Genomic DNA, 25,348 nt, shown 5'->3' on the forward strand with positions numbered 1-25,348 from the left:
TTGACATTGTCGCAGTTGGCGATTTATTTTGAAGGGCGGCTGAATAATGTGATGACGCTGTAGAATTTTTAACGTGACACAGAATTCTGAACGCTCTCGCTGTGTTAGACGTAAACTTTATCGCCGCATCGTATTGATACCGGATAAAAAACCACACAATCACGACATTGACTTGTCACCCTATCCAATATGCTTCCTGCCTGTGTATACCACTGTAACGTTCAGGCGGCATCTCTGAGTCAGATAATATGAAAAATCGTTATTTCCCTACCGCTGTAGGGTTGTATTTTAATTACTTTGTACATGGCATGGGGGTTATCCTGATGAGCCTGAACATGTCATCGCTTGAACAGCAATGGCATACCAGTGCCGCAGGCGTATCTATTGTGATCTCTTCGCTTGGTATTGGCCGGCTAAGCGTTTTGTTAATCGCCGGTATGCTTTCCGATCGCTTTGGTCGCCGTCCTTTTATCATTCTGGGGACCGCCTGTTACCTGATTTTTTTCATTGGCATTCTTTATGCTCAGACGATTTTTGTCGCTTATGCCTGTGGCTTTTTAGCGGGTATGGCCAACAGTTTTTTAGATGCAGGTACCTATCCCAGTTTGATGGAAGCCTTCCCTCGCTCCCCCAGTACGGCAAATATTCTGATCAAAGCATTTGTCTCTGGCGGGCAATTCTTGTTGCCCATTATTATCAGTTTATTAGTCTGGGCTAATATGTGGTTTGGCTGGTCCTTCCTGCTTGCCGGGGCGATCATGCTTATTAATGCTCTGTTTTTATTACGCTGCCCTTTTCCACCCTATCCTGGTCGGATATTGAAACCCAAAATCTCGCAAGCGCCTGCTGCAGGCGTACATCATTGCTCCCTCATCGATCTGATCAGCTACACCCTTTATGGCTATATCTCGATGGCAACCTTTTACCTTATCAGCCAGTGGCTGGCGCAGTATGGACAGTTCGTCGCAGGAATGTCGTATACCCAATCCATCAAACTGTTAAGTATTTATACCTGCGGCTCGCTACTGTGCGTTTTTATAACCGCCCCGCTGGTCAGAAAAACAATTCGCTCTACCACATTATTGATGTTTTATACCTTTATCTCTTTTATTGCGCTTCTGACGGTCTGCCTGCATCCTCAGGCCTATGTTGTTATGATCTTCGCATTCGTCATTGGATTCTCTTCCGCCGGTGGCGTAGTACAAATCGGCCTGACGCTGATGGCGGCCCGTTTTCCACAGGAGAAAGGTAAAGCGACCGGCATTTATTACAGCGCCGGCAGTATCGCGACGTTCACTATTCCGTTGATCACAGCGCGGATTTCAGAAATGAGCATTGCACATATTATGTGGTTTGATACCGGTATCGCCGCAGCGGGATTTCTCCTCGCACTGTTCATCGGTTACCGAAGTCGGGCTGAATCACAACATCACGCTGAAGCAGCGTCAACTGCGCAATAAATGTTAGCGTGCCAGTTGCAATATTATTGCCTTGCTATGCAAAATAAAACGTTAGCCATTATCACCGGGAAACAAAAAATGTAATTTTCGTGTTAATTATTATTCATTATCTTCACACTTATCAGAAAAATTGCGATGAGCATCACGAGTTATATGTGTTAAACAACAAATTCGCAGCAATTTTTATATTTCCCGGCTAACAAATGAAATGCTATCAATGCAATAAACCTGGCATTTTAAACGCCATGTTATGTACATATAACGACAATACCGACTTATAGTGTTACTGAACAATCGCTGCATGTAGTAAAGCAGTAATAAGCAGGACATTGAATCAAACCATCAGCAAGGAGCTGTGAACAAATGTCTCAGAACAAGGCTCGCAACATGCCATATTTGCTGGCTGTTATCTGCATTTATTTTAGTTACTTTCTCCACGGCATGAGTGTTATTACACTAGCCCAGAACATGACCTCCCTTGCACAGAAATTCTCCACGGATAGTGCCGGTATCGCCTATTTAATCTCTGGCATTGGTCTTGGCCGTCTGGTCAGTATTTTATTCTTTGGCGTACTGTCCGATAAATTTGGCCGTCGGGCAATAATACTGCTTGGCGCCGTACTATATATGCTGTTTTTCTTCGGTATTCCCGCCAGTCCTAACCTGATGATCGCTTTCATATTAGCGGTGTGTGTCGGCGTGGCGAACTCCGCGCTGGATACCGGCGGATACCCTGCATTAATGGAGTGTTTTCCCAAAGCATCGGGCTCGGCAGTTATTCTGGTTAAAGCGATGGTCTCTTTTGGGCAAATGATTTATCCCCTTATCGTCAGCGCCTTGTTAGTCAACCATATCTGGTACGGCTACGCGGTGGTAATCCCCGGTATCCTTTTCGTCCTCATCACGTTGATGCTGTTGAAAAGCCGTTTTCCCAGCCAACTTGTCGATGCCAGTATTGCGAAAGAATTACCCCAGATGAACAGTACTCCCCTCGTCTGGCTGGAAGGCGTAGCTTCCGTTTTATTTGGCGTCGCCGCGTTCTCAACCTTCTATGTGATTGTGGTCTGGATGCCTAAATATGCGATGGCCTTCGCCGGAATGGCGGAATCCGACGCGCTGAAAACCATCTCTTATTACAGTATGGGATCGTTGGTTTGCGTGTTTATTTTTGCCGCATTGCTGAAAAAAATGGTTCGCCCTATCTGGGCCAATGTTTTCAATGCCGGGCTGGCGACACTCACCGCTGCGGCAATTTACCTGTATCCCTCTCCACTGATCTGTAATGCTGGCGCCTTCGTGATTGGTTTTTCCGCTGCTGGAGGTATTTTACAATTAGGTGTATCGGTAATGTCGGAATTTTTCCCTAAGAGTAAAGCTAAAGTCACCAGTATATATATGATGATGGGGGGCGTAGCTAACTTTATTATTCCACTGATCACCGGTTATCTCTCTACTATTGGCCTGCAATATATCATTTTGTTAGATTTTGCCTTTGCACTACTGACATTTATCACCGCCATTATTGTATTTATTCGCTATTATCGCGTATTTAAGATCCCGCAAAACGATGTCCGATTTGGCGAGCGTTATTTCCAGTAAAAATGTTAACGATGCGCAACAGGCATGCGCCCTGCTCTGCACTGTCCACTTATTAAGGAGTATAAAATGGATGTTACCGCAAAATATGAATTAATTGGTCTTATGGCGTATCCTATCCGTCATAGCTTATCGCCCGAAATGCAAAACAAAGCGTTAGAAAAAGCGGGGCTACCGTATACCTATATGGCTTTCGAAGTGGATAACACGACGTTTGCCAGCGCCATTGAAGGACTGAAAGCATTAAAAATGCGCGGTACGGGCGTCTCCATGCCAAACAAACAGCTCGCGTGTGAGTATGTCGATGAATTAACGCCAGCAGCAAAACTGGTTGGCGCTATCAACACCATTGTTAACGATGACGGCTATCTACGCGGCTACAACACGGATGGTACGGGCCATATTCGGGCAATTAAAGAAAGCGGTTTCGATATTCGGGGAAAAACCATGGTGCTGCTCGGCGCGGGAGGCGCGGCTACCGCCATTGGCGCCCAGGCAGCCATTGAAGGCATTAAGGAAATTAAACTGTTTAACCGTAAAGATGACTTTTTCGAAAAAGCGGTTGCCTTTGCGAAGCGGGTGAATGAAAACACCGATTGCGTCGTTACCGTCACCGATCTTGCCGATCAGCACGCTTTTACTGAAGCGCTTGCCAGCGCAGATATTCTGACGAACGGCACCAAAGTTGGCATGAAACCATTGGAGAACGAATCCCTGATCGGCGATGTTTCCCTGCTCCGCCCTGAATTGCTGGTCACCGAATGTGTTTATAATCCGCATATGACAAAGTTATTGCAGCAGGCGCAACAAGCTGGTTGCAAAACAATTGATGGTTACGGCATGTTGTTATGGCAAGGAGCCGAACAGTTTGAACTGTGGACAGGAAAAGCATTTCCATTGGACTATGTGAAGCAGGTGATGGGATTCACAGCCTGACCGGTAAAATTATAATTGCGACGAATGACAATGAAGGGTACCAAATGAAAACCGTAACTGTAAGAGATCTCGTGGTTGGCGAAGGCGCGCCAAAGATCATTGTGTCGCTAATGGGAAAAACCATTACCGATGTGAAATCGGAAGCACTCGCCTACCGTGAAGCGGATTTCGATATTCTGGAGTGGCGCGTTGACCATTTTGCCAACGTGACAACGGCGGAAAGCGTACTTGAGGCCGCCGGCGCCATCCGGGAGATTATCACCGATAAACCCTTGCTATTTACCTTCCGCAGCGCGAAAGAAGGCGGCGAACAGGCACTAACCACCGAACAGTATATCGCTCTGAATCGTGCAGCGGTTGACAGCGGTCTGGTCGATATGATCGATCTTGAGCTTTTTACCGGCGACGATGAGGTGAAAGCCACCGTCGGCTATGCTCATCAACACAATGTTGCGGTGATCATGTCTAACCATGATTTTCATAAAACGCCCGCAGCGGAAGAGATTGTTCAGCGTCTGCGTAAAATGCAGGAACTGGGCGCCGATATTCCGAAGATCGCCGTCATGCCACAGACTAAAGCCGATGTCCTGACCTTACTTACCGCCACTGTAGAAATGCAGGAGCGCTATGCGGATCGTCCGATTATTACCATGTCGATGTCGAAAACCGGGGTAATATCTCGTCTTGCCGGCGAAGTGTTCGGTTCTGCAGCAACGTTTGGCGCGGTGAAAAAAGCATCTGCGCCGGGACAAATATCGGTAGCCGATCTGCGTACCGTATTAACTATATTGCACCAGGCGTAATACTTTATCGTGTGGCAGAATATTCTCTTTCTGCCACAATAAAAATAAATAGTTATCTGACATGAATATGTTCCATATTCATTGAAAGCCGCTGTCTTTATTACCTTAACACGGTTATATCGATATTGCTTTCAGGGATAATAGTGGAGTAAATATGAAACTCAATAAGCCATCACGCATTAATGGCCGCGTTCCCGTGCTCTCTGCACAAGAAGCAGTAAATTATATTCCAGATGAGGCCACTTTATGTATTCTGGGCGCTGGCGGCGGTATTCTCGAAGCGACAACATTAATTACCGCACTGGCAGATAAATATCAAACAACCCAGTCACCACGAGATTTATCTATTATTAGCCCTACCGGATTAGGTGACCGCGCCGATCGCGGCATCAGCCCGCTGGCGCAGGAGGGATTGGTAAAATGGGCGCTATGCGGACATTGGGGGCAATCTCCCCGTATTTCTGAACTGGCTGAACAAAATAAAATCGCCGCCTATAACTACCCACAAGGCGTATTAACCCAGACGCTGCGCGCCAGCGCCGCACACCAGCCGGGTATTCTGAGCGATATCGGTATTGGTACCTTTGTCGACCCTCGCCAACAGGGCGGAAAATTAAACGACGTGACTAAAGAAGATCTCATTAAGCTGGTAGAGATCGATAATAAAGAATATCTCTATTATAAAGCGATAGCGCCTAATGTGGCTTTTATCCGCGCCACCACCTGCGACAGCGAAGGCTATGCATCATTTGAAGATGAGGTGATGTATCTTGATGCGCTGGTGATCGCCCAGGCCGTTCACAATAATGGCGGTATTGTAATGATGCAGGTGCAGAAAATGGTAAAAAAAGCCACGCTGCATCCAAAATCCGTGCGTATTCCCGGCTATCTGGTGGATATTGTGGTTGTCGACGCCGACCAGACGCAACTGTATGGCGGCGCGCCGGTGAACCGATTTATCTCCGGGGATTTTACTCTTGATGATAGTACCCAGCTTACCCTGCCCCTTAATCAGCGCAAGCTGGTAGCCCGACGCGCGCTGTTTGAAATGCGTAAAGGCGCGGTAGGCAATGTGGGCGTAGGCATTGCCGACGGTATTGGTCTGGTCGCTCGCGAGGAAGGCTGCGCCGATGACTTCGTGCTGACCGTAGAAACTGGCCCGGTGGGCGGTATTACCTCTCAGGGCGTGGCCTTCGGCGCCAATGTCAATACCCGAGCGATCCTCGATATGACCTCACAATTTGATTTTTATCACGGCGGTGGGCTCGATGTCTGCTATTTAAGTTTTGCCGAAGTGGATCAACACGGTAATGTCGGTGTACATAAATTCAACGGCAAAATTATGGGCACCGGCGGGTTTATCGATATTAGCGCAACGTCGCAAAAAATTATTTTCTGCGGAACTCTGACGGCCGGAAGTTTAAAAACTGAAATTACCGATGGCAAATTAAATATTCTGCAGGAAGGTCGCGTGAAAAAATTCGTCAGCGAACTGCCGGAAATTACGTTCAGTGGAAAAATTGCGCTTGAGCGCGGGTTAGATGTGCGTTACATCACTGAACGTGCGGTTTTCACTCTCAAACAAGATGGCCTGCATTTAATTGAAATTGCGCCTGGCGTCGATCTGCAACGGGATATTCTTGACAAGATGGATTTTTCACCGGTTATCTCACCAGATTTAAAACTGATGGACACAAGATTATTTACCGATAGCACTATGGGATTCACGCTTCCTGACGCAACACATTAAAAGGAGTACAAATATGGATTTTTCATTAACTGAAGAACAAGAACTATTACTGGCCAGTATTCGCGAGTTAATCACCAGCAATTTTCCGGAAGAGTATTTCCGTACCTGCGATCAAACGGGCACCTATCCCAAAGAATTTATGCAGGCGCTGGCGGAAAACGGTATTTCGATGCTGGGCGTCCCGGAAGAATTCGGCGGCATTCCGGCTGACTATGTAACGCAAATGCTGGCGCTGATGGAAATCTCAAAATGCGGCGCTCCGGCCTTTTTGATTACCAACGGCCAATGCATTCACAGTATGCGCCGTTTTGGTTCCGCAGAACAACTGCGTAAAACAGCAGAAAGTACTCTGGCCACCGGCGATCCAGCATATGCGCTAGCCTTAACAGAACCTGGCGCGGGCTCTGATAATAATAGCGCCACAACAACCTGGACGCGTAAAAACGGCAAGGTTTATCTTAACGGCCAAAAAACATTTATCACCGGTGCAAAAGAATATCCTTACATGCTGGTTCTGGCGCGCGATACGGAGCCAAAAGATCCTAAAAAAGCGTTCACGCTTTGGTGGGTGGACTCAAATAAACCGGGCATAAAGATTAATCCGCTGCACAAAATTGGCTGGCACATGTTGAGTACATGCGAAGTTTATCTCGATAATGTCGAGGTGGACGAAAGCGACCGGGTCGGTGAAGAAGGCATGGGTTTCCTCAATGTCATGTACAATTTTGAAATGGAGCGTTTGATTAATGCGGCGCGCAGTACAGGTTTCGCCGAATGCGCATTTGAAGATGCCGCCCGTTACGCCAACCAGCGTATCGCCTTTGGTAAACCCATCGGCCATAACCAGATGATCCAGGAAAAGCTGGCGTTAATGGCCATCAAAATCGAAAACATGCGCAATATGGTGTTGAAAGTCGCCTGGCAGGCCGATCGGGAAGAGTCACTGCGTACCAGCGCCGCGCTGGCTAAGCTGTACTGCGCACGCACAGCGATGGAAGTGATTGACGATGCGATTCAGATTATGGGTGGGCTTGGTTATACTGACGAAGCCCGTGTCTCCCGCTTCTGGCGCGATGTTCGCTGCGAACGTATCGGTGGCGGCACGGATGAAATTATGATCTATGTGGCAGGACGCCAGATTCTGAAAGACTATCAGAACAAGTAAGGATCGTACCGGAACGTCTTATTCGGCCTGACTGCTTTACGGCATCAGGCCGAATAAATCAGATAAATTTCGCCGTCAGGTATTTGGCAGCAAATACGCCTGCTCAACCAGACTATTTTTAAATTGCTTACGATAATCGTTGGGAGAACATCCTACATGCCGCATAAACAATTTGGCAAAATGGTCCACATTTTCATATCCTACCCGCCATGAAATTTCTGCCAGTGGCGACTCAGTGTTTGTCAGCGCAAACTTGGCCTCGGTCATACGTCGTTGAATAACATAGTTGATAGGGGATATATGATATTCTTTGGCAAATTCATGGCATATATAACTGACGCTGGCACGAAATTTTTTCGATAGCTGGTCAAGCGTGATTTTTTCACGATAATTATTATTGAGATAAACAAGCACATCCTTAATTAATACATCTTTTTTAATGTAGCCTTGTTCAGAACGATAGGCATTTTTAAAATTTTCATAGTAAAGTGCGGTCAGAGTGTAAGCAAATGCATCGTATACAGAGGAAGCCAATACGTTTTTCCCCTGCGGAAGTAACACGCTTAATTCATTAAAGATACTTTTAATGACCTCTTTCCCCTGAACCACGGAAACCACCGGACAGGAATGACTCTGCAATAGTTGGTTTTCTTCCCAACCTGGAAAACAAAACCCATACAGCGCACAGGTATAGGTGGTAGCCGGCGAATTGCTGTCGGATGCTACAGCGTGTAGCCGCCCCCGCTCAACGACGACAATATCGTCCGCATGCGCGACGTAGAGTGAAGAGTCAATAATTAACCTGGCTATCCCTTTTTTGACGTAAATAAGCTCTGTTTCATTATCATGCATATGATGGCCAGACTCCCAGTTTGGATCATCGCTAATGACAAAACGTGAAAATCGAGGGGTCTTGTCCTGTTCAAAAATCGTCTCCGCGGCGGAGTCAAAACAGCGCTGATACATAATAACCTCTGTCAGGTTTAAAAAGATAACCAGGATAAAATAAAGCGAGCGTCAGTGTTGTACAACCGTGGAGATTACCAGCAAAACAAGATTATTCGTTCCGAATGCAAGATATTATGTTCTTTTGCAGACAGCTCAGATTACCTGTCGATAGCGTATTACCAGACAAAAATACATAGCCGACATATCTTTGATGTTTTCTTTTAACCTCACAGAAACAACATCGCACGTTTCATGTTAAAAAATGATGATATGCTTCGCACTTATTATTCTCACTACCGTATTTATATTTTTATGACGCCCTTTTCAGATGGTTGCTAACGATTCTCTGTTCGCAGATTTTTCGTGCAAGATTGTTGGCAAGGAAAACAGATTGACCCATCGAAAACCTCTTCAGACTGCCGCAGACTATTTTCAGTCAGATTTACGTTACTTATCCGCACGCGACTCACTGGAGATGCAATGAAAATAATAACCTGCTTTAAGTTGGTGCCTGAAGAACAGGACATTACCGTGACCCCGGAGCATTCGCTCAATTTTGATCGTGCCGAGGCCAAAATCAGCCAGTTTGATTTAAATGCAATTGAGGCCGCCGCGCAGTTAGCTGGCGATGGCGACGAGATCGCCGCGCTCACCGTCGGCGGCTCTCTGTTACAAAATTCAAAAGTCCGCAAAGATGTGTTATCCCGCGGGCCAGATGCGCTTTTTATGGTTCAGGATGCGCAACTGGAGCACGCCCTGCCCAAAGAAACCGCGCTGGCGCTAGCATCCACGGCGGAGAAAATCGGCTTTGACCTGCTGCTCTTTGGAGAGGGCTCCGGCGATATTTATGCCCAACAGGTGGGCCTGCTGACTGGCGAACTCCTGAAACTCCCCGTCATCAATGCAGTAAGCCATATTCAACGCGACGGCGACAAAATCATCGTTGAACGCACACTGGAAGAAGACGTTGAAATTATCGAGCTCACGCTGCCCGCGGTACTTTGCGTGACCTCAGATATTAACGTTCCACGCATCCCGTCAATGAAAGCCATTCTCGGCGCCGGGAAAAAAGCCGTTACGTCGTGGCTGGCGAGCGATATCCACTGGACCCCAACCACGCCAATGGCGGAACTGGTCGCCATCTCGGTACCGCCGCAGACAGAACGCAAGCATATCATTCTCGATAACGATTCGCCGGAAGCCATTACCGCACTGGCCGACCATTTGAAAAAATACCTGAACTAAACCCAACGGAGAAAAATTATCATGAATCATTTAGCTAACGTATGGGTATTTAGCGATAACGTAGAGCGTTATGCCGAATTAATGACCGGCGCGCGGCAGTGGGGAGAAAAAGTTTACGCCATCGTGCAAGGAAACACGGAGATCGACTACGTGAAAGCGCTTGGCGCTGATGAGATAGTCATTCTTGAATCGCATACGGATTTGCAGCGCGTGGAAAACTATGCCGAAACGCTGGCCTCGTTATTAGGCGACCAAAATGGGCTGCTGCTCATGGCGGCGACCAAGCGCTGTAAAGCGCTGGGCGCCCGGCTGAGCATCCAGCTTGACGCCGTGATGGTGAACGACGCGACGTCTATTGACCTCCTCGACGGGACGCTACACGCAGAGCATCGCATGTACGGCGGACTTGCTTTCGGCAAAGAGAAATTAAACAGCCCGCAGGCGATTATTACGCTGGCACCCGGCGTGCTGGAACCCGCCGCCCCTCTCCCCGGTCATACTTGCCCGCAGACCACGCTGGCATATATTGCCCCACGCCACGAGGTATTGTGCCAGCAGCGGCGCGCAAAATCGTTAAGCAGCGTCGATTTGAGCAAAGCCAAACGGGTCATCGGCGTAGGACGAGGCCTGGCGGCGCAAAGCGATCTGGATATGGTGCATAAACTGGCGACCGTCCTCGGCGCAGAAGTGGGCTGTTCCCGCCCCATTGCGGAAGGTGAAAACTGGATGGAACGCGAGCGTTATATTGGCGTATCCGGCGTTCTGTTGAAATCCGATCTCTATCTGACGCTGGGCATTTCCGGCCAAATTCAACATATGGTGGGTGGGAACGGCGCAAAAATTATTGTCGCAATTAACAAAGATAAAAACGCGCCCATTTTCAATTATGCCGATTATGGTCTGGTGGGCGATATCTATAAGGTTGTTCCTGCCCTCATCGACCAGTTAAGCCGCTAATTCCTTTTTCAACGCACATCTCCCGTCGTCGATACGGCGGGAAAGGAGCATAAAGCATGTCGGATGATAAATTTGACGCTATTGTGGTGGGCGCAGGCGTAGCAGGAACGGTCGCTGCGTATGTGATGGCAAAAGCGGGACTGGATGTACTGGTTATTGAACGCGGAAACAGCGCGGGCAGCAAAAATATGACCGGTGGGCGGCTCTACGCTCACAGTATCGAAAGTATTATGCCGGGATTCGCAACGTCCGCCCCCATCGAACGTGTCGTTACCCGTGAAAAAATCTCCTTTTTAACCGAAGAAAGCGCCGTCACACTTGATTTTCACCGCGCGCCCCCTACTCCGCCCCTTACGTCATATACCGTACTGCGCAACAAACTGGACCCGTGGCTAATGGCGCAGGCGGAACAGGCTGGCGCGCAGTTTATCCCAGGTGTACGGGTCGACGCTCTGGTACGTGAAGGCAATCGCGTCACTGGCGTTCAGGCCGGGGATGATATTCTGGATGCGAATATTGTGATTCTCGCGGACGGCGTGAATTCCATGCTGGGCCGTTCGCTGGACATGGTGCCTGTCTCTTCTGCGCATCACTATGCCGTCGGCGTAAAAGAGTTGATTGGGCTCTCTCCGGCACTTATTGAAGAGCGCTTTAATCTGGCGTCCCATGAAGGCGCCGCCTGGTTATTCGCTGGCGCGCCCTCCAACGGGCTCATGGGCGGCGGGTTTCTTTATACCAACCGCGATTCGGTTTCTCTGGGGCTGGTATGTGGCCTGGGCGACATTGCTCACGCGACCAAAAGCGTACCGCAAATGCTGGAAGATTTTAAACAGCATCCGGCAATACGCCCTTTGATTCAGGGGGGAACAATGCTTGAATACTCCGCTCATATGGTGCCCGAAGGCGGCATAGCAATGATGCCGGAGCTGGCAAATGACGGCGTGATGATTGTCGGCGACGCCGCCGGTCTTTGCCTGAATCTCGGTTATACCGTCCGCGGCATGGATTTAGCCATCGCGTCCGCGCAAGCGGCCGCTCAAACCGCCATTGACGCTAAAGCGCGGCAAGATTTTTCCGCCGCGAGTCTTGCCGGTTACAAACGCGCGCTGGAGAAAAACGGCGTGTTACGCGATATGCGGCATTTCCGCAAACTCCCCGGATTAATGGAAAACCCACGGCTTTTTACCGAGTACCCGCGAATGGCGGCAAACATTGTGGGCGATCTGTTCACCGTTGATGGCGGTCCAGTCCCACCGTTGCGTAAAACTATCCTGTCACATGCGAAAAAAATTGGACTGGTGAATCTATTAAAAGACGGCATAAAAGGGGCTACGGCATTATGAGTTCGGACAATAAGGTGAATGTTGACGTCAAATTGGGCGTAAATAAATTTTACGTAGATGAAGGACACCCACATATCATTTTGCGCTCCTCGCCTGACATGCAGGAGTTTAATAAATTAATAAAAGCCTGCCCTGCCGGACTCTATAAGCTGGACGATGCGGGAAATATTCATTTTGACTCCGCGGGCTGCCTGGAATGCGGGACCTGCAGGGTTCTCTGCGGCAATACTCTTCTCGAAAAATGGGAATACCCGGCGGGAACGTTCGGCGTTGAGTTTCGCTACGGCTGACGCTCTGAAACACCGGATAACGACGCTACGGCGTCTTATTCGGCTTGCCCCCGGAGATTACGTCATTTGTATTAATAGAGAACAAGTCAATGAGTGTTACATTAACGTTTGACGCCGCAAGGCGGAAAACCTATCGCGAGTCCGGCTACTGGGGCGATGCTTCACTGGGCGACTACTGGCGGCAAACCGCACGCGCCGTACCCGATAAAATCGCCGTGGTCGATAATCATGGCGCGTCCTGGACCTACGCCGCGCTCGACTACGCGGCAAGCCGCCTGGCAAACTGGTTACTGTCTCAGGGGATTCAACCGGGCGATCGCGTGGCCTTTCAGCTTCCGGGCTGGTGTGAGTTTACCCTCATTTATCTGGCCTGCCTGAAAACGGGCGCGGTATCTGTCCCGCTACTTCCCGCCTGGCGAGAAGCAGAGCTGGTTTGGGTGCTGAACAAATGTCAGGCTAAAATATTCTTCGCCCCCACCGTATTCAAACAGAATCGTCCGGTCGATCTTATCCTTCCGCTACAAAATCAACTGCGCCATCTGACGCATATTGTCGGCGTGGATAAACTGGCGCCTGCCACCACAGCGCTTGCGCTTAGTCAAATCATCGACCGCAGCGAACCGTTGCAGTCAGACATTAACATTCACGGTGATGAGCTGGCGGCAGTGCTGTTTACCTCCGGCACAGAAGGAATGCCGAAAGGGGTGATGTTGACCCACAATAATATTCTTGCCAGCGAACGGGCGTATTGCGCGCGGTTGAATTTAACCTGGCAAGATGTGTTCCTGATGCCTGCGCCACTGGGCCACGCCACCGGATTTTTACACGGCGTCACCGCGCCCTTTTTAATCGGGGCGCGTAGCGTATTGCTGGACATCTTTACCCCAGAAGCCTGCCTTACCTTATTAGCGCAGCAACGCTGTACCTGTATGTCAGGCGCGACGCCGTTTATTTACGATCTGCTTTGTGCCGTTGAGCAACAGCCTGCCGACCTCTCCTCACTACGATTCTTCTTATGCGGCGGCACGACTATTCCCAAAAAGGTTGCCCGCGACTGCCAGCAGCGCGGTATCAAATTATTGAGTATTTACGGTTCTACAGAAAGTTCTCCACACTCGATGGTTAATCTGGGTGATTCGACTTCACGCATGATGAATACCGATGGTTATGCCGCCACCGGTGTAGAAATTAAAATCGTGGATGAAGATCGCAATACGCTTCCAGCAGGCCACGAAGGCGAAGAAGCCTCGCGCGGGCCGAACGTTTTTATGGGATACCTGGACGAGCCGGAACTTACCGCCCGCGCACTGGATAATGAGGGCTGGTATTACAGCGGCGACCTCTGCCGCATGGATGAAGACGGTTATATCAAAATTACCGGGCGCAAAAAGGATATTATTATACGTGGAGGTGAAAATATCAGCAGTCGCGAGGTGGAGGATATTTTATTGCAACACCCCCGCATACACGATGCTTGCGTCGTTGCTATGCCTGATGAACGCTTAGGCGAACGTTCATGCGCGTATGTAGTCTTAAAACCGCCGCACCTTTCGCTGACGCTGGAAGAGGTGATCGCTTTTTTCAGTCGAAAACGGGTAGCGAAGTATAAATATCCGGAACGGATCGTCATCGTAGAAAAACTGCCCAGAACCGCCTCTGGCAAAGTGCAGAAGTTTCTGTTGCGGCAGGATATTATTGAGCGGCTGCGCCAGGAGCACACTGCGGTATAAATTGCCGGATGGCGACGTTAACGCCGCCATCCGGTATTACACTACTTCTTCAGTTCCGCCAGACTCAGCCAGGTCTGAACCACGGTGTCCGGGTTCAGCGACAGGCTGTCGATCCCCTCTTCCATCAGCCAGGCGGCAAAGTCTTCATGGTCGGACGGACCCTGACCACAAATTCCAACATATTTGCCCTGTTTTTTCGCCGCGCGGATCGCCATAGACAGCAGCGCTTTCACCGCGTCGTTACGCTCGTCAAACAGTTCAGACACCACGCCGGAATCGCGATCCAGCCCCAGCGCCAGCTGCGTCATGTCGTTAGAACCAATCGAGAATCCATCAAAATACTCGAGGAACTGTTCAGCCAGCAAGGCATTGGACGGGATCTCGCACATCATGATGATCTTCAGCCCGTTCTCGCCGCGTTTAAGCCCCTGGCGCGCCAGCTCTTCGATGACCGCTTTCGCCTGGTCGACCGTCCGCACGAACGGGATCATGATTTCGACGTTGGTAAGGCCCATATCGTTGCGCACGCGTTTCACCGCTTCGCATTCCAGCGCAAAACAATCGCGGAAACTTTCTGCGACGTAACGACCCGCGCCGCGGAAGCCCAGCATCGGGTTTTCTTCATGCGGCTCATAGCGTTCGCCGCCGACCAGGTTGGCGTATTCGTTGGACTTAAAGTCAGACAGGCGAACGATGACGCGTTTCGGGTAGAAGGCGGCGCCTAACGTCGCGATCCCTTCCGTCAGTCGACCAACGTAAAATTCACGCGGCGAGTCAAACCCTTTCATCATCTCACGAATGTCGTTTTGCAGCGCGGCATCCTGGTCGTCAAACTCCAGCAGCGCGCGTGGGTGAACGCCAATCATACGGTTAATGATGAATTCCAGTCGCGCCAGACCTACGCCTTCATTCGGCAGGCAGGCAAAGTCAAATGCCCTGTCCGGGTTGCCGACATTCATCATGACCTTCAGCGGTAGCTCTGGCATGGTGTCTACGCTGGAGCTTTTTACGCTGAAATCCAGCATGTCGGCATAAACATAACCGGTATCACCTTCTGCGCAGGAGACGGTTACTTTTTCGCCATCTTTCATGCGTTCGGTGGCGTCGCCGCAGCCGACTACCGCCGGAATGCCCAATTCGCGGGCGATAATCGCCGCGTGACAGGTGCGCCCGCCACGGTTAGTGACAATCGCCGCCGCTTTTTTCATGATCGGTTCCCAGTCCGGGTCGGTCATATCGGTGACAAGCACATCGCCAGGCTCAATACGGTTCATTTCGCCGATATCGTGAATAACTTTTACCGTACCTGCGCCGATACGATGCCCAATGGCGCGACCTTCGGCAATGATTTTCCCTTGCGCATGTAGCGTATAACGCTCCATCACCTGGCCACGGGAGCGCACGGTTTCCGGACGTGCCTGCACAATAAAGAGCTTACCGGTATGACCGTCTTTCGCCCATTCGATATCCATCGGACGACCATAGTGCTGCTCAATCTGCACCGCTTGTTTCGCCAGCTCCTGCACTTCTTCGTTGGTGAGCGAGAAAATGTCGCGCTGTTCCTGCGGCACATCCTCAATCTTCACTTGCTTGCCGTGCTCCTGGGTGGCGGCGTAAACCATGCGGATTTTTTTCGACCCCATGGTGCGGCGTACGATGGCCGGACGGCCTGCCGCCAGGGTTGGCTTATGGACATAAAATTCATCCGGGTTAACCGCGCCCTGCACCACCATTTCACCCAGTCCCCATGCCGAGGTGATAAAGACCACCTGGTCAAAGCCGGATTCGGTATCGATAGAGAACATCACCCCTGACGAGGCGAGATCGGAGCGAACCATCCGCTGCACGCCAGCGGAAAGCGCTACGCCGCGATGATCATATCCCTGGTGAACGCGATAAGAGATGGCGCGATCGTTAAACAGAGAAGCAAATACGTGTTTCACTGCCACCAGCACCGCGTCGAAGCCCTGAACGTTAAGAAACGTTTCCTGTTGACCCGCAAACGAAGCATCTGGCATATCTTCCGCCGTGGCGGAGGAACGCACGGCAAAAGAGGCATTTTCATCATCCGACGAAAGCTGTGCATAGGCATCGCGGATGGCGTTTTCCAGCTCCGGCTGGAAAGGAGTGTCGATAATCCACTGGCGGATCTGCGCGCCCGCTTTCGCCAGCTGGGAGACATCATCAATATCTGTCTTATCCAGCAGCTCATAAATGCGCTGGTTTACGCCGCTTTGATCCAAAAACTGGTTAAACGCATCGGCAGTGGTTGCAAAACCATTCGGAACGGATACGCCCATGCCGGAAAGGTTAGTAATCATTTCACCCAGGGAGGCATTTTTGCCCCCAACTCTGTCTACATCATTCATGCCGAGTTGGTTATACCAAAGCACCAGCGGTGACGAGCCATTGTTGGACATCGAACAATCCTTTTGTGATAAATGAACGAGTTTAAGAAACACATAGTTGCGTATTTATCCTGGCATACTTAAACCCGCGAAAAAAACGGTGAATCGTTCAAGCAAATTTATTTTTTCATTTTTTCAGATTGTTTACGTAGTTGCGCAAACCCGCGCATAGCACGGCATTCCCTGAATAACCCCCGGTATAAACTGCGTTTCCAGGAAATGAAACACACTTTTCATTAATTATAAAAAGCGCCTGTCATTTTATAAAATAAGCGACAAGTTATACGTTTCCCGTTACTTTTAATTTATGCTTTCAGATAATTATGTTTACTCTTCAGGATGAACAGAATGGATAATGTTGTTGATCGCCATGTTTTCTATATTTCTGATGGTACCGCCATCACCGCCGAGGTCCTGGGTCACGCGGTTATGTCGCAGTTTCCGGTGACGATCAGCAGCATCACGCTGCCATTCGTGGAGAACGAAAGTCGCGCCCGCGCCGTCAAAGACCAAATTGACGCCATTTATCAGCAAACCGGCGTTCGCCCGCTGGTGTTTTACTCGATTGTTTTACCTGAAATTCGCGCCATCATCTTACAGAGCGAAGGTTTCTGCCAGGATATCGTCCAGGCGCTGGTGGCGCCGCTTCAGCAGGAGATGAAACTGGATCCGACGCCGATCGCTCATCGTACTCATGGGCTTAATCCGGGTAACCTGAACAAGTATGACGCCCGTATTGCCGCTATCGATTATACCCTGGCGCATGATGATGGCATTTCATTGCGCAATCTCGATCAGGCCCAGGTCATTTTACTTGGCGTTTCGCGCTGTGGAAAAACGCCCACCAGCCTCTATCTGGCGATGCAATTCGGCATTCGTGCGGCTAACTATCCTTTCATCGCCGATGATATGGATAATTTGACGCTGCCCACATCGTTAAAACCGCTACAACATAAACTGTTCGGCCTGACAATTGACCCTGAACGCCTGGCGGCAATTCGCGAAGAACGCCGTGAAAACAGTCGCTATGCCTCGTTGCGTCAGTGCCGCATGGAAGTGGCGGAGGTCGAAGCGCTGTATCGTAAGAATCAGATCCCCTGCCTGAACAGCACTAATTATTCCGTTGAAGAGATAGCCACCAAGATTCTCGATATTATGGGGCTTAACCGCAGGATGTACTAGCAAACTAGTTTAATGGGTTAGTTTTTGTTATCATGCCGTTCTGCCTGCGAGGTGTGACACGCCTCGCACTTGAAATCAGCAGGGATTGGTTTATCGTGATGCCCATCACTTCCCGGTAGTCCTGCCGTTGAAGCAACAAATTTCTGAGACTTGTAATGAACAGAACCGACGAACTCCGTACTGCGCGTATCGACAGCCTGGTAACACCGACCGAACTCGCGCAGCGGTATCCTGTATCGTCCTCCGTCGCCAGTCACGTTACCGACTCCCGACGCCGGATAGAAAAGATTTTAAATGGTGAAGATCCACGGCTACTGGTCGTCATTGGCCCCTGTTCGATTCACGATCTGAATGCTGCCATGGAATACGCGACGCAGCTCCAGGCACAACGCCAAAAGCATCAGGCGCGTCTGGAAATCGTCATGCGCACCTATTTTGAAAAACCGCGCACCGTCGTGGGATGGAAAGGCCTGATTTCCGATCCCGACTTGAATGGAAGTTACCGCGTCAATTATGGGCTTGAACTGGCGCGTCGCTTGCTATTGCAGGTGAACGAACTGGGAGTACCGACCGCCACAGAGTTTCTTGATATGGTCACTGGCCAGTTTATTGCCGATCTGATCAGTTGGGGAGCGATTGGCGCGCGTACCACCGAAAGCCAAATCCATCGGGAAATGGCTTCTGCGCTCTCTTGTCCGGTCGGCTTTAAAAATGGTACGGATGGCAATACTCGCATTGCCGTTGACGCTATTCGCGCCTCCCGCGCCAGCCATATGTTTCTCTCGCCGGATAAAGACGGACAGATGACCATCTACCAGACGAGTGGCAACCCGTATGGGCACATCATCATGCGCGGCGGTAAAAAACCGAACTACCACGCTGAAGATATTGCCGCCGCCTGCGACACGTTGCATGAATTTGATCTGCCGGAACATCTGGTCGTCGACTTCAGCCACGGCAACTGTCAAAAACAGCATCGCCGCCAGTTGGAGGTATGTGATGATATTTGCCAGCAGATTCGTAATGGCTCCACGGCAATTGCCGGGATTATGGCCGAGAGTTTTTTACGGGAAGGCACGCAAAAAATTATCAGCGGTCAACCATTAATCTATGGTCAGTCCATTACCGATCCCTGCCTGAACTGGGAAGATACGGAAGTTTTGTTGGAAAAACTTGCCGCGGCGGTAGACAGCCGCTTTTAATAGCTCGCCCATCCTGCCGGGATGGGCGTTTCTTCGATGCGTTACCCGCCCTTTTCTCTCCGCGCGCGTATATCACTCCGCAGAATTAGCACTTGCTGTTATCGCATTAATTATTGATAATAATAATCATTGTGAGTTTGATTATTAATAAATAGCATGTCGCGTATGGATAACACCGAGCTGCCTCACCCTAAGGAAATAGACAATGAAACGCTTCTCCCTGCCGCTGAACGGCGCGTCAACAGTCAGGCGCTATTAGGTCCGGACGGCAAAGTCATTATCGATCACAACGGTCAGGAGTATCTGTTGCGCAAAACTCAGGCCGGGAAGCTACTGTTAACCAAATAGCGCTGCGCCAGCAGACGATGCTGCTGGCGTCAGGCTAACTTGAACAACTGACCTCCAGCCGCTTTCCCCACTCCGGTGGTCGGCTGGCATAGTCATCATCTCGATCGGTAAAAGGTTGACGTAAAACTTCATGCAACCGATGCAGTTCCGCCATGTCTCCCTGTTCAGCCGCATCTATCGCGCGTTGCGCCAGCCAGTTGCGCAACACAATCGCAGGATTCACGCGTTGCATCTGCTGCTGGCGCAGCGCGTCATCCACCGCCTCTGTGCGCAATCGCGCCCGGTAGCGGTCGAACCAGGCATCGAACGCCGCGCGATCGATAAACGTATCCCGCAACGGCGAGGAAGCGCTCTGTTGCTCCGTATGGCTTAACATCCGAAATGTACGGGTATAGTCACTCCCTTCGCGCGCCATCAGACTAAACAATTCATTCAGTAAAGCGTTATCGTCTTTTTGCTCGGTAAAGAAGCCCAGCTTCTGGCGCATTCGCTGCCCATAGTGCGTTAACAACGCGTCCTGGTAGCGATCCAGCGCTCTGTTTAACGCGTCGATCTCAATAAAAGGGGTTAACGTCTGCGCCAGACGTTGTAAATTCCACAGCGCCACCGACGGTTGATTATCAAAGCGGTAACGTCCCTGATGATCGGAATGGTTACCAATGAAGCCGGGATCGTAGTCGTCGAGAAAACCAAAGGGGCCATAGTCGATGGTCAGCCCCAGAATCGACATGTTATCCGTATTCATAACGCCGTGCGAAAAACCGACGGTTTGCCACTCGGCGATGAGTCTTCCGGTACGCGCCGCCACCTCTTCAAACCACAAAGCATATTTTTCCGGGACATCCTGCCATTGCGGCCAATAATGACGAATAGCGAAATCAGCCAGTTGCTGAACTTTTTCCGGCTCACGGCGGTAATAGAAATGTTCGAAATGACCAAAACGCATATGACTTTGTGCCAAACGCATTAACATCGCGCCCGTTTCCTGCGTCTCTCGCAGAACCGGCGTATCGCTGGCTACGATAGATAACGCGCGCGTCGTGGGAATACCCAGATAATGCATGGCTTCGCTGGCAAGACTTTCTCGTATGGTTGAACGCAGGACGGCGCGTCCATCCCCCATTCGCGAATAGGGTGTTAATCCGGCGCCTTTCAGATGCCAGTCGAGGGTCGAGCCATCCGCCAGGAGCTGTTCGCCCAGCAAAATACCGCGTCCGTCGCCGAGCTGTCCCGCCCAGACGCCGAACTGATGCCCGCTATATACCTGCGCGACAGGCGACATACCGGGTAATAAGGTTTCGCCGCCCCAAACGCCAGCGCCATTAGTAGCGTCAAATAACGACGCGGGAATGGCTAACTGCTGCGCCAGTTCGTCGTTATACCAAATCAGTCGCGCATTTTTTAACGGTGTGGGTAAAAGCGCGGTATACGTTGCTGGCAGTTCATCGCGCCAACGGGCAGTAAAAGACAGGGTCATAGGGCCTCCTGTCTTCAGTGTAGACGGTTAATCACCGGTTAAACACCGGCAAACAGAAAGGTTATCGCTGAACGAGTTTAATGAGCTGGCTTACCGGCACCGAAGGCCATAGTCCGCCCTGGAATGCGCTAAACCCCAATGGCGCTGCGCGCGCAAACATCGCCTCAGTATCAATACCGGCAATCATCAGCGACTCGCAGCTGGAGGAGATCTGGGCAACGATAGCGTGCATGAATGGTTCGAATGAGATCATTTCAGCTCGCTGCTGAATAAAATTTTTATCCAACATGACTCGTTTGAAAAGCCCATCGAAAATAGCTTTAGTCGACGCCTCGCCTGCCCCAAAATTTGCCAGCATTAATGGGAAATGCATTGCCAGATTAGCTAACGTTTCATTGTTTTTGCCCTGGTTTAACCCAGGATAATTCTCATTTATAGCTAATTCAAGAAACGGAAAGCGCGCTGCCCGGGAAAAAAGTTCGCTATCTAATAATAATAAGTCACTAATTGCAGGCGGTAAATTAAGCCATGCAATAAGTTTATGCTGAATAAAAAAGTGCTGACAGGTTTCTAACAACGCCAGTTTTTCAACAAACAGACAGTATTGTTCCTCCACCGAAAGGCGAGGCGCTACCAACTCAGTCGGCATCCGCACGGCGCCGTCTTCAGCGGCAAACGTTGCAATAATCTCTAAACCAACAAGCCGAGCGTTTTCATCCATGACGGGAAGGAAAAAGAGTTCGGAATGGTAAAGCTCATCAAGTGAAGCAATCATTACGCCAGTCCCATGGTTAGGGCGCTATTCGCCATCCAGTCACTACGGACGGAAACAGACGTAACTTCAGATACTAATTGAAGCGTCATCATTTTTCTTGTTTACCGGTGAACCGGTTCCTTTTTTTAACTTACTCTGATTATAAACCAATATCCAATGTTGTACTTTTAACAGGGCGTGAGCACGCCCGTTTTTAATAAAAGTACGTTTGTAAATGCTACGGTTATATCATTATATATGATGACAACAGATGTCATAAGTTCAACCGGCGATATGTTAAAAATAGACTATAAAATTTATATCGTCTGCGGGGTTAAATTCGCCGTGCCTGCCAGAAGTTTTTTCGCCAGTACACATTATCCAGCGATGAACGCATCACGCCACGACTGGTAGAGGCATGAATAAACTCATTATTTGTATCGTAAATACCAACATGTAAACCACTTTCGCCCGAACCGGTTTTAAAGAAAACCAAATCTCCGGGCATCAATTCATCTTTATCGATTCTGGTGCCGATTTTTGATTGTTCACGCGTATCACGAGGCAACTGCAAATCAAACTTGTCGCGCATAGTGACTACCACAAAGCCGGAACAGTCCACGCCTCTGCGACTCATGCCGCCGTAGCGGTATGGCGTACCGCGCCAGGACTGCAACTGATCGTTCAGACCCGCAATGACGGTAATGGAGTCTGATAATCTGGCATTTGGCGCCGGTGCCCGATGAGTACTGCATCCTGCCAGGAACAATGCTGTGATAACAAGAAGCCAAAAACGCATGCCGCAACAATCCTCTGTTTTTATTTTGGTATTAATTTAGCGTCGAAATTACCTGCTTTTCAAGAAACGATTTTACTTAAGTGGCCGAAATGAGCATTGGATGCCCCTCGACGTCGAGTCGTCGAAAGCGCAAACCGTAGGCTTGCGCCAGATAAGAGGGGGTGAGCACCTCTTCCCGGCGGCCGCAGGCAATGAGTTTACCGCGCTTTAGTAACCAGGCTTTATGCGCATGGCGCAGCGTGTGGTTCAGATCGTGGCTACTCATCACAATCGCAATTCCTGCCTGACATAAATGATGTAATACCCGATCCAGAGCGTTTTGTTGCGCAACATCGAGACTGTTCATCGGCTCATCAAGCAGCAATAATTGACCGACCGGATTAGCGTCGGGATGAATTTGTAGTACAACGGCAGCAAGACGAACACGTTGCCACTCGCCACCGGAAAGCTGATTCACGCTTCGCCCCAGTTTGTCGCCCAATCCAAGCATATCGGCCACCTCGTTAAGCTGCCCGGTTCGCGTTTTATCAGGTTGATGCAATGTCAGGTAATGCCAGACCGGCATAGCAAACGGCGGATTTTGCTGTTGCGCAAGATAAGCGCGATGTTGGGCAAGCGTTGCCGTCGCCCATGCCTCCAGCGGCGCTCCGCCAAACCTGATGCTCCCCTCGCCGGAGGTTAACCCCGCCATACGCGCCAGTAGCGTGCTTTTCCCGGCACCGTTCGGCCCGACAAGATGAAGGATCTCTCCTGCGCTTACTTCGCCGGAAAGCGGCCCCAGGCGGGTGCTCTCGGCGACATCCTTTAATTGCATCAATTGAGACATTATTTTGCCAACGCGATTTTTATGCTTTCCATCACAATAGGATCTTCAGGCGTCATATCCGGCGAAAAACGCTGTACCACCTGACCATCCCGGCCTACCAAAAATTTTTCAAAATTCCACAGAATATCATCCGGATAGAGTGGCGTACGGCCTTTGCTTACCATCCGTTCGTAAAAGCCGCTCTTCTCCGGCGCGACTGCCGTTGGCGCAGCGGCTATCAGTTTTTGATACAGCGGATGGCGCGCGTCGCCATTCACATCAATTTTACTGAACATCGGGAACGTGACGCCCCAGGTGCTGGCACAATAGGTTTTAATCTCCTCTTCGCTGCCTGGCTCCTGCCCCATAAACTGGTTGCAGGGAAAACCCAACACGACAAACCCCTGATCTGCCCACGCCTTCTGGATATTTTCCAACTGTTCATATTGCGGCGTCAGGCCACATCTGGAGGCGACGTTTACAATGAGCAGCACTTTTCCGGCGTATTTTTCAAGTGTAGTGACCTCTCCATCAATCGTCGTAACGTGAGTATTAAGAAGCGAGTTTTGCATGGTGTCTCCCTGATGTCGGTAGAATAGCGGGTTTCATCGCTAGCCTTTAATCATAGACTGCGAATGATGAAAGCAGTTGTTTACCGATGCGCTAACGCGCGGATTTGAGTAGCAGCCAGATAAACACTGGTGCCCCCAATGTGGCGGTGACCACCCCGATAGGCAGTTCAGCCGACGCCAGCGCCAGTCGGGCGACCACATCAGCCAATAGCAGGGCGATAGCCCCGGCCAGCGCGCAGCCGGGAAGTAAAACCCGGTGATCGGTTAAACCACATAAGCGCAGGATGTGCGGAATAACCAGACCGATAAAACCAATCGCCCCCGCCATCGCCACGCTGACGCCCACCATCCAGCCGGTGGCGACGACCAACAAATTGCGCCAGAACCACAGCGGCAGGCCAAGCTGCCGCGCCGAGGTTTCCCCTAGCGCCAGCATATTCAGCGGTTGCGACTGGCAACATATCCAGATCAGTACCGGGATGAGCGCAATCATTAGCCAGCTCTGCTGCCAGTCAACGCCGCCAAATCCTCCCATCATCCAGTACATTAATTGCCGCAGATCGAAAGAGGTGGAAAAATAGATAGCCCACGTCATCAGCGCGCTACAGATAATGCCTAGCGCGACGCCCGCCAACAACAAGCGGCTGGTAGAAAGATGGCGACGCGCAAAACGCAGCAGGATTAACGTAATAATGAGCGCGCCGGCTATAGCGCACAGCCCCAGCGCCCATCCTGGCAGTTGCCCCTGCCCCAGTAAGACGGCGGCAATAAGCCCAACACCGGCCCCATTCGAAACGCCGAGCAGACCCGGTTCAGCAAGTGGGTTTTCAAACAGCGCCTGCATCACAGCGCCAGATAGCGCCAGCGCAGCGCCAACCAGCAATACCGCAAGCGTGCGGGGAAGGCGAATTTGCCAGACAAACAGTTCCCCCCGGGCGCTTAACCAGTCACCGGGGGCAAGCCACTGTTCGCCTGCGCATAAGCTCAGAAGTGTAGCCAGTAGCACCAGCAGTGACAGGCTCAGAAGCCAGCGAACGTTTCGTCGCTGTTGTTGGCGGGCAAAAGTCAGCATGTTATCCATTCAGCTGAAAAGAGGTAGCGTGATTTTACGGTGGGTATCCTTTACTTGAAAGAAAAAAGGCCGCAATGCGGCCTTTTTAGTTATACGGGTCATCTTTCAGGCTGACAAATACGCTGTCATCCCGCTGATCTACTTTCGGGATGGCAGCGTATCTGCCGCAATACACCCTGATGGATGTTATGCCTGGATCTGATTACTCTTCTTTGGGCGAAGCGTTTTCGACCCGGCTCTTTAACTTCTGCCCGGGTCTGAAGGTCACCACGCGCCGTGCTGTAATAGGAATATCTTCACCCGTTTTCGGGTTACGCCCCGGACGTTGATTTTTATCACGCAGATCGAAGTTACCAAAACCAGAGAGTTTCACCTGCTCACCGTTTTCCAGAGCACGACGGATCTCTTCGAAAAACAGTTCAACCAGTTCTTTGGCATCCCGCTTGCTAAGCCCAAGCTTATCAAACAGATATTCTGACATTTCAGCTTTTGTAAGCGCCATAGGT

23 protein-coding genes are annotated in these 25,348 nt (G+C 50.4%); 14 read left to right on the forward strand and 9 right to left on the reverse strand.

From position 1 onward, the window contains the following. Window positions 1-248 precede the first annotated feature (248 nt). The 6 genes from ACLJR2_RS17030 to ACLJR2_RS17055 all read left to right on the forward strand — a co-directional run bounded on the left by ACLJR2_RS17030 (window position 249) and on the right by ACLJR2_RS17055 (window position 7,710). Entirely contained in the window at window positions 249-1,460 is a 1,212-nt protein-coding gene (locus ACLJR2_RS17030) for an MFS transporter (protein ID WP_000797664.1), read from the forward strand. 363 nt (window positions 1,461-1,823) lie between these two features. Continuing rightward, window positions 1,824-3,059: an MFS transporter gene (locus tag ACLJR2_RS17035; RefSeq protein WP_000081209.1), complete on the forward strand. Its 1,236-nt coding sequence runs from the start codon at window positions 1,824-1,826 to the stop codon at window positions 3,057-3,059. A gap of 66 nt (window positions 3,060-3,125) precedes the next feature. Further along, window positions 3,126-3,992, forward strand: coding sequence for a quinate/shikimate dehydrogenase (gene ydiB / locus ACLJR2_RS17040; protein ID WP_000383488.1), 867 nt, complete (start codon window positions 3,126-3,128; stop codon window positions 3,990-3,992). Between the two features lie 44 nt (window positions 3,993-4,036). Continuing rightward, entirely contained in the window at window positions 4,037-4,795 is a 759-nt protein-coding gene (gene aroD / locus ACLJR2_RS17045) for a type I 3-dehydroquinate dehydratase (protein ID WP_000860221.1), read from the forward strand. A 154-nt stretch (window positions 4,796-4,949) separates the two neighbouring features. After that, window positions 4,950-6,545, forward strand: coding sequence for an acyl CoA:acetate/3-ketoacid CoA transferase (locus tag ACLJR2_RS17050; protein ID WP_000773598.1), 1,596 nt, complete (start codon window positions 4,950-4,952; stop codon window positions 6,543-6,545). Window positions 6,546-6,558: 13 nt separating this feature from the next. After that, window positions 6,559-7,710, forward strand: a complete 1,152-nt coding sequence (locus tag ACLJR2_RS17055; protein WP_000347819.1) for an acyl-CoA dehydrogenase — start codon at window positions 6,559-6,561, stop codon at window positions 7,708-7,710. A 75-nt stretch (window positions 7,711-7,785) separates the two neighbouring features. Here ACLJR2_RS17055 and ACLJR2_RS17060 read toward each other — a convergent pair whose 3' ends face one another. Beyond that, the gene (locus tag ACLJR2_RS17060; protein WP_000284832.1) at window positions 7,786-8,676 is read right to left on the reverse strand and encodes an AraC family transcriptional regulator; all 891 of its coding nucleotides are present in this window, start codon (window positions 8,674-8,676) and stop codon (window positions 7,786-7,788) included. 462 nt (window positions 8,677-9,138) lie between these two features. Here ACLJR2_RS17060 and ACLJR2_RS17065 point away from each other — a divergent pair, with 462 nt between their 5' ends. The 5 genes from ACLJR2_RS17065 to fadK all read left to right on the forward strand — a co-directional run bounded on the left by ACLJR2_RS17065 (window position 9,139) and on the right by fadK (window position 14,223). Beyond that, window positions 9,139-9,903, forward strand: coding sequence for an electron transfer flavoprotein (locus tag ACLJR2_RS17065; protein WP_000692098.1), 765 nt, complete (start codon window positions 9,139-9,141; stop codon window positions 9,901-9,903). Window positions 9,904-9,924: 21 nt separating this feature from the next. Next, window positions 9,925-10,860: an electron transfer flavoprotein subunit alpha gene (locus tag ACLJR2_RS17070; protein ID WP_001015880.1), complete on the forward strand. Its 936-nt coding sequence runs from the start codon at window positions 9,925-9,927 to the stop codon at window positions 10,858-10,860. Between the two features lie 56 nt (window positions 10,861-10,916). Next, complete coding sequence (locus ACLJR2_RS17075) at window positions 10,917-12,203, forward strand: FAD-dependent oxidoreductase (protein WP_001278566.1); 1,287 nt, start codon at window positions 10,917-10,919, stop codon at window positions 12,201-12,203. Then, window positions 12,200-12,493 (forward strand): ferredoxin family protein, encoded by a 294-nt coding sequence (locus ACLJR2_RS17080; protein WP_000093362.1) that lies wholly within the window; start codon window positions 12,200-12,202, stop codon window positions 12,491-12,493. The genes ACLJR2_RS17075 and ACLJR2_RS17080 overlap by 4 nt, the downstream gene beginning before the upstream one ends. 89 nt (window positions 12,494-12,582) lie before the next feature. Further along, window positions 12,583-14,223, forward strand: coding sequence for a medium-chain fatty-acid--CoA ligase (gene fadK, locus ACLJR2_RS17085; protein ID WP_000117500.1), 1,641 nt, complete (start codon window positions 12,583-12,585; stop codon window positions 14,221-14,223). A 41-nt stretch (window positions 14,224-14,264) separates the two neighbouring features. Here fadK and ppsA read toward each other — a convergent pair whose 3' ends face one another. Further along, window positions 14,265-16,643 carry a phosphoenolpyruvate synthase gene (gene ppsA, locus ACLJR2_RS17090; protein ID WP_000069340.1) on the reverse strand — a complete coding sequence of 793 codons (2,379 nt, stop codon included), beginning with the start codon at window positions 16,641-16,643 and terminating at the stop codon, window positions 14,265-14,267. Window positions 16,644-16,979: 336 nt separating this feature from the next. Between ppsA and ppsR the strand changes: the two genes are divergently transcribed. From ppsR to hemP, 3 genes are all read left to right on the forward strand, one after another. Beyond that, window positions 16,980-17,813, forward strand: a complete 834-nt coding sequence (ppsR, locus tag ACLJR2_RS17095; protein WP_000370992.1) for a posphoenolpyruvate synthetase regulatory kinase/phosphorylase PpsR — start codon at window positions 16,980-16,982, stop codon at window positions 17,811-17,813. Between the two features lie 155 nt (window positions 17,814-17,968). Beyond that, window positions 17,969-19,015, forward strand: a complete 1,047-nt coding sequence (aroH, locus tag ACLJR2_RS17100) for a 3-deoxy-7-phosphoheptulonate synthase AroH (protein WP_001082196.1) — start codon at window positions 17,969-17,971, stop codon at window positions 19,013-19,015. A 156-nt stretch (window positions 19,016-19,171) separates the two neighbouring features. Next, complete coding sequence (hemP, locus tag ACLJR2_RS17105) at window positions 19,172-19,363, forward strand: hemin uptake protein HemP (RefSeq protein WP_000089115.1); 192 nt, start codon at window positions 19,172-19,174, stop codon at window positions 19,361-19,363. Between the two features lie 34 nt (window positions 19,364-19,397). On the opposite strand, the gene selO is transcribed toward hemP, so the two are convergent. The 7 genes from selO to ihfA form a co-directional block, all read right to left on the reverse strand. After that, window positions 19,398-20,840 carry a protein adenylyltransferase SelO gene (gene selO / locus ACLJR2_RS17110; RefSeq protein WP_000175660.1) on the reverse strand — a complete coding sequence of 481 codons (1,443 nt, stop codon included), beginning with the start codon at window positions 20,838-20,840 and terminating at the stop codon, window positions 19,398-19,400. A gap of 61 nt (window positions 20,841-20,901) precedes the next feature. Beyond that, window positions 20,902-21,615 carry an anti-FlhDC factor YdiV gene (ydiV, locus tag ACLJR2_RS17115; RefSeq protein WP_000562006.1) on the reverse strand — a complete coding sequence of 238 codons (714 nt, stop codon included), beginning with the start codon at window positions 21,613-21,615 and terminating at the stop codon, window positions 20,902-20,904. Window positions 21,616-21,928: 313 nt separating this feature from the next. Next, window positions 21,929-22,393 (reverse strand): C40 family peptidase, encoded by a 465-nt coding sequence (locus ACLJR2_RS17120; RefSeq protein WP_001213258.1) that lies wholly within the window; start codon window positions 22,391-22,393, stop codon window positions 21,929-21,931. A gap of 76 nt (window positions 22,394-22,469) precedes the next feature. Beyond that, the gene (gene btuD / locus ACLJR2_RS17125) at window positions 22,470-23,219 is read right to left on the reverse strand and encodes a vitamin B12 ABC transporter ATP-binding protein BtuD (protein WP_000080607.1); all 750 of its coding nucleotides are present in this window, start codon (window positions 23,217-23,219) and stop codon (window positions 22,470-22,472) included. After that, complete coding sequence (locus ACLJR2_RS17130) at window positions 23,219-23,770, reverse strand: glutathione peroxidase (RefSeq protein WP_001181565.1); 552 nt, start codon at window positions 23,768-23,770, stop codon at window positions 23,219-23,221. Before ACLJR2_RS17130 ends, btuD begins: the two co-directional genes overlap by 1 nt. A gap of 91 nt (window positions 23,771-23,861) precedes the next feature. Next, a complete protein-coding gene (gene btuC, locus ACLJR2_RS17135; protein WP_000954989.1) occupies window positions 23,862-24,842 on the reverse strand; it encodes a vitamin B12 ABC transporter permease BtuC in 981 nt (326 codons plus the stop codon). Between the two features lie 202 nt (window positions 24,843-25,044). After that, window positions 25,045-25,344: an integration host factor subunit alpha gene (ihfA, locus tag ACLJR2_RS17140; RefSeq protein WP_001229266.1), complete on the reverse strand. Its 300-nt coding sequence runs from the start codon at window positions 25,342-25,344 to the stop codon at window positions 25,045-25,047. Between the last annotated feature and the right edge of the window lie 4 nt (window positions 25,345-25,348).

This window comes from Salmonella sp. SAL03688, from assembly GCF_046551895.1.
Lineage (GTDB): Bacteria > Pseudomonadota > Gammaproteobacteria > Enterobacterales > Enterobacteriaceae > Salmonella > Salmonella enterica.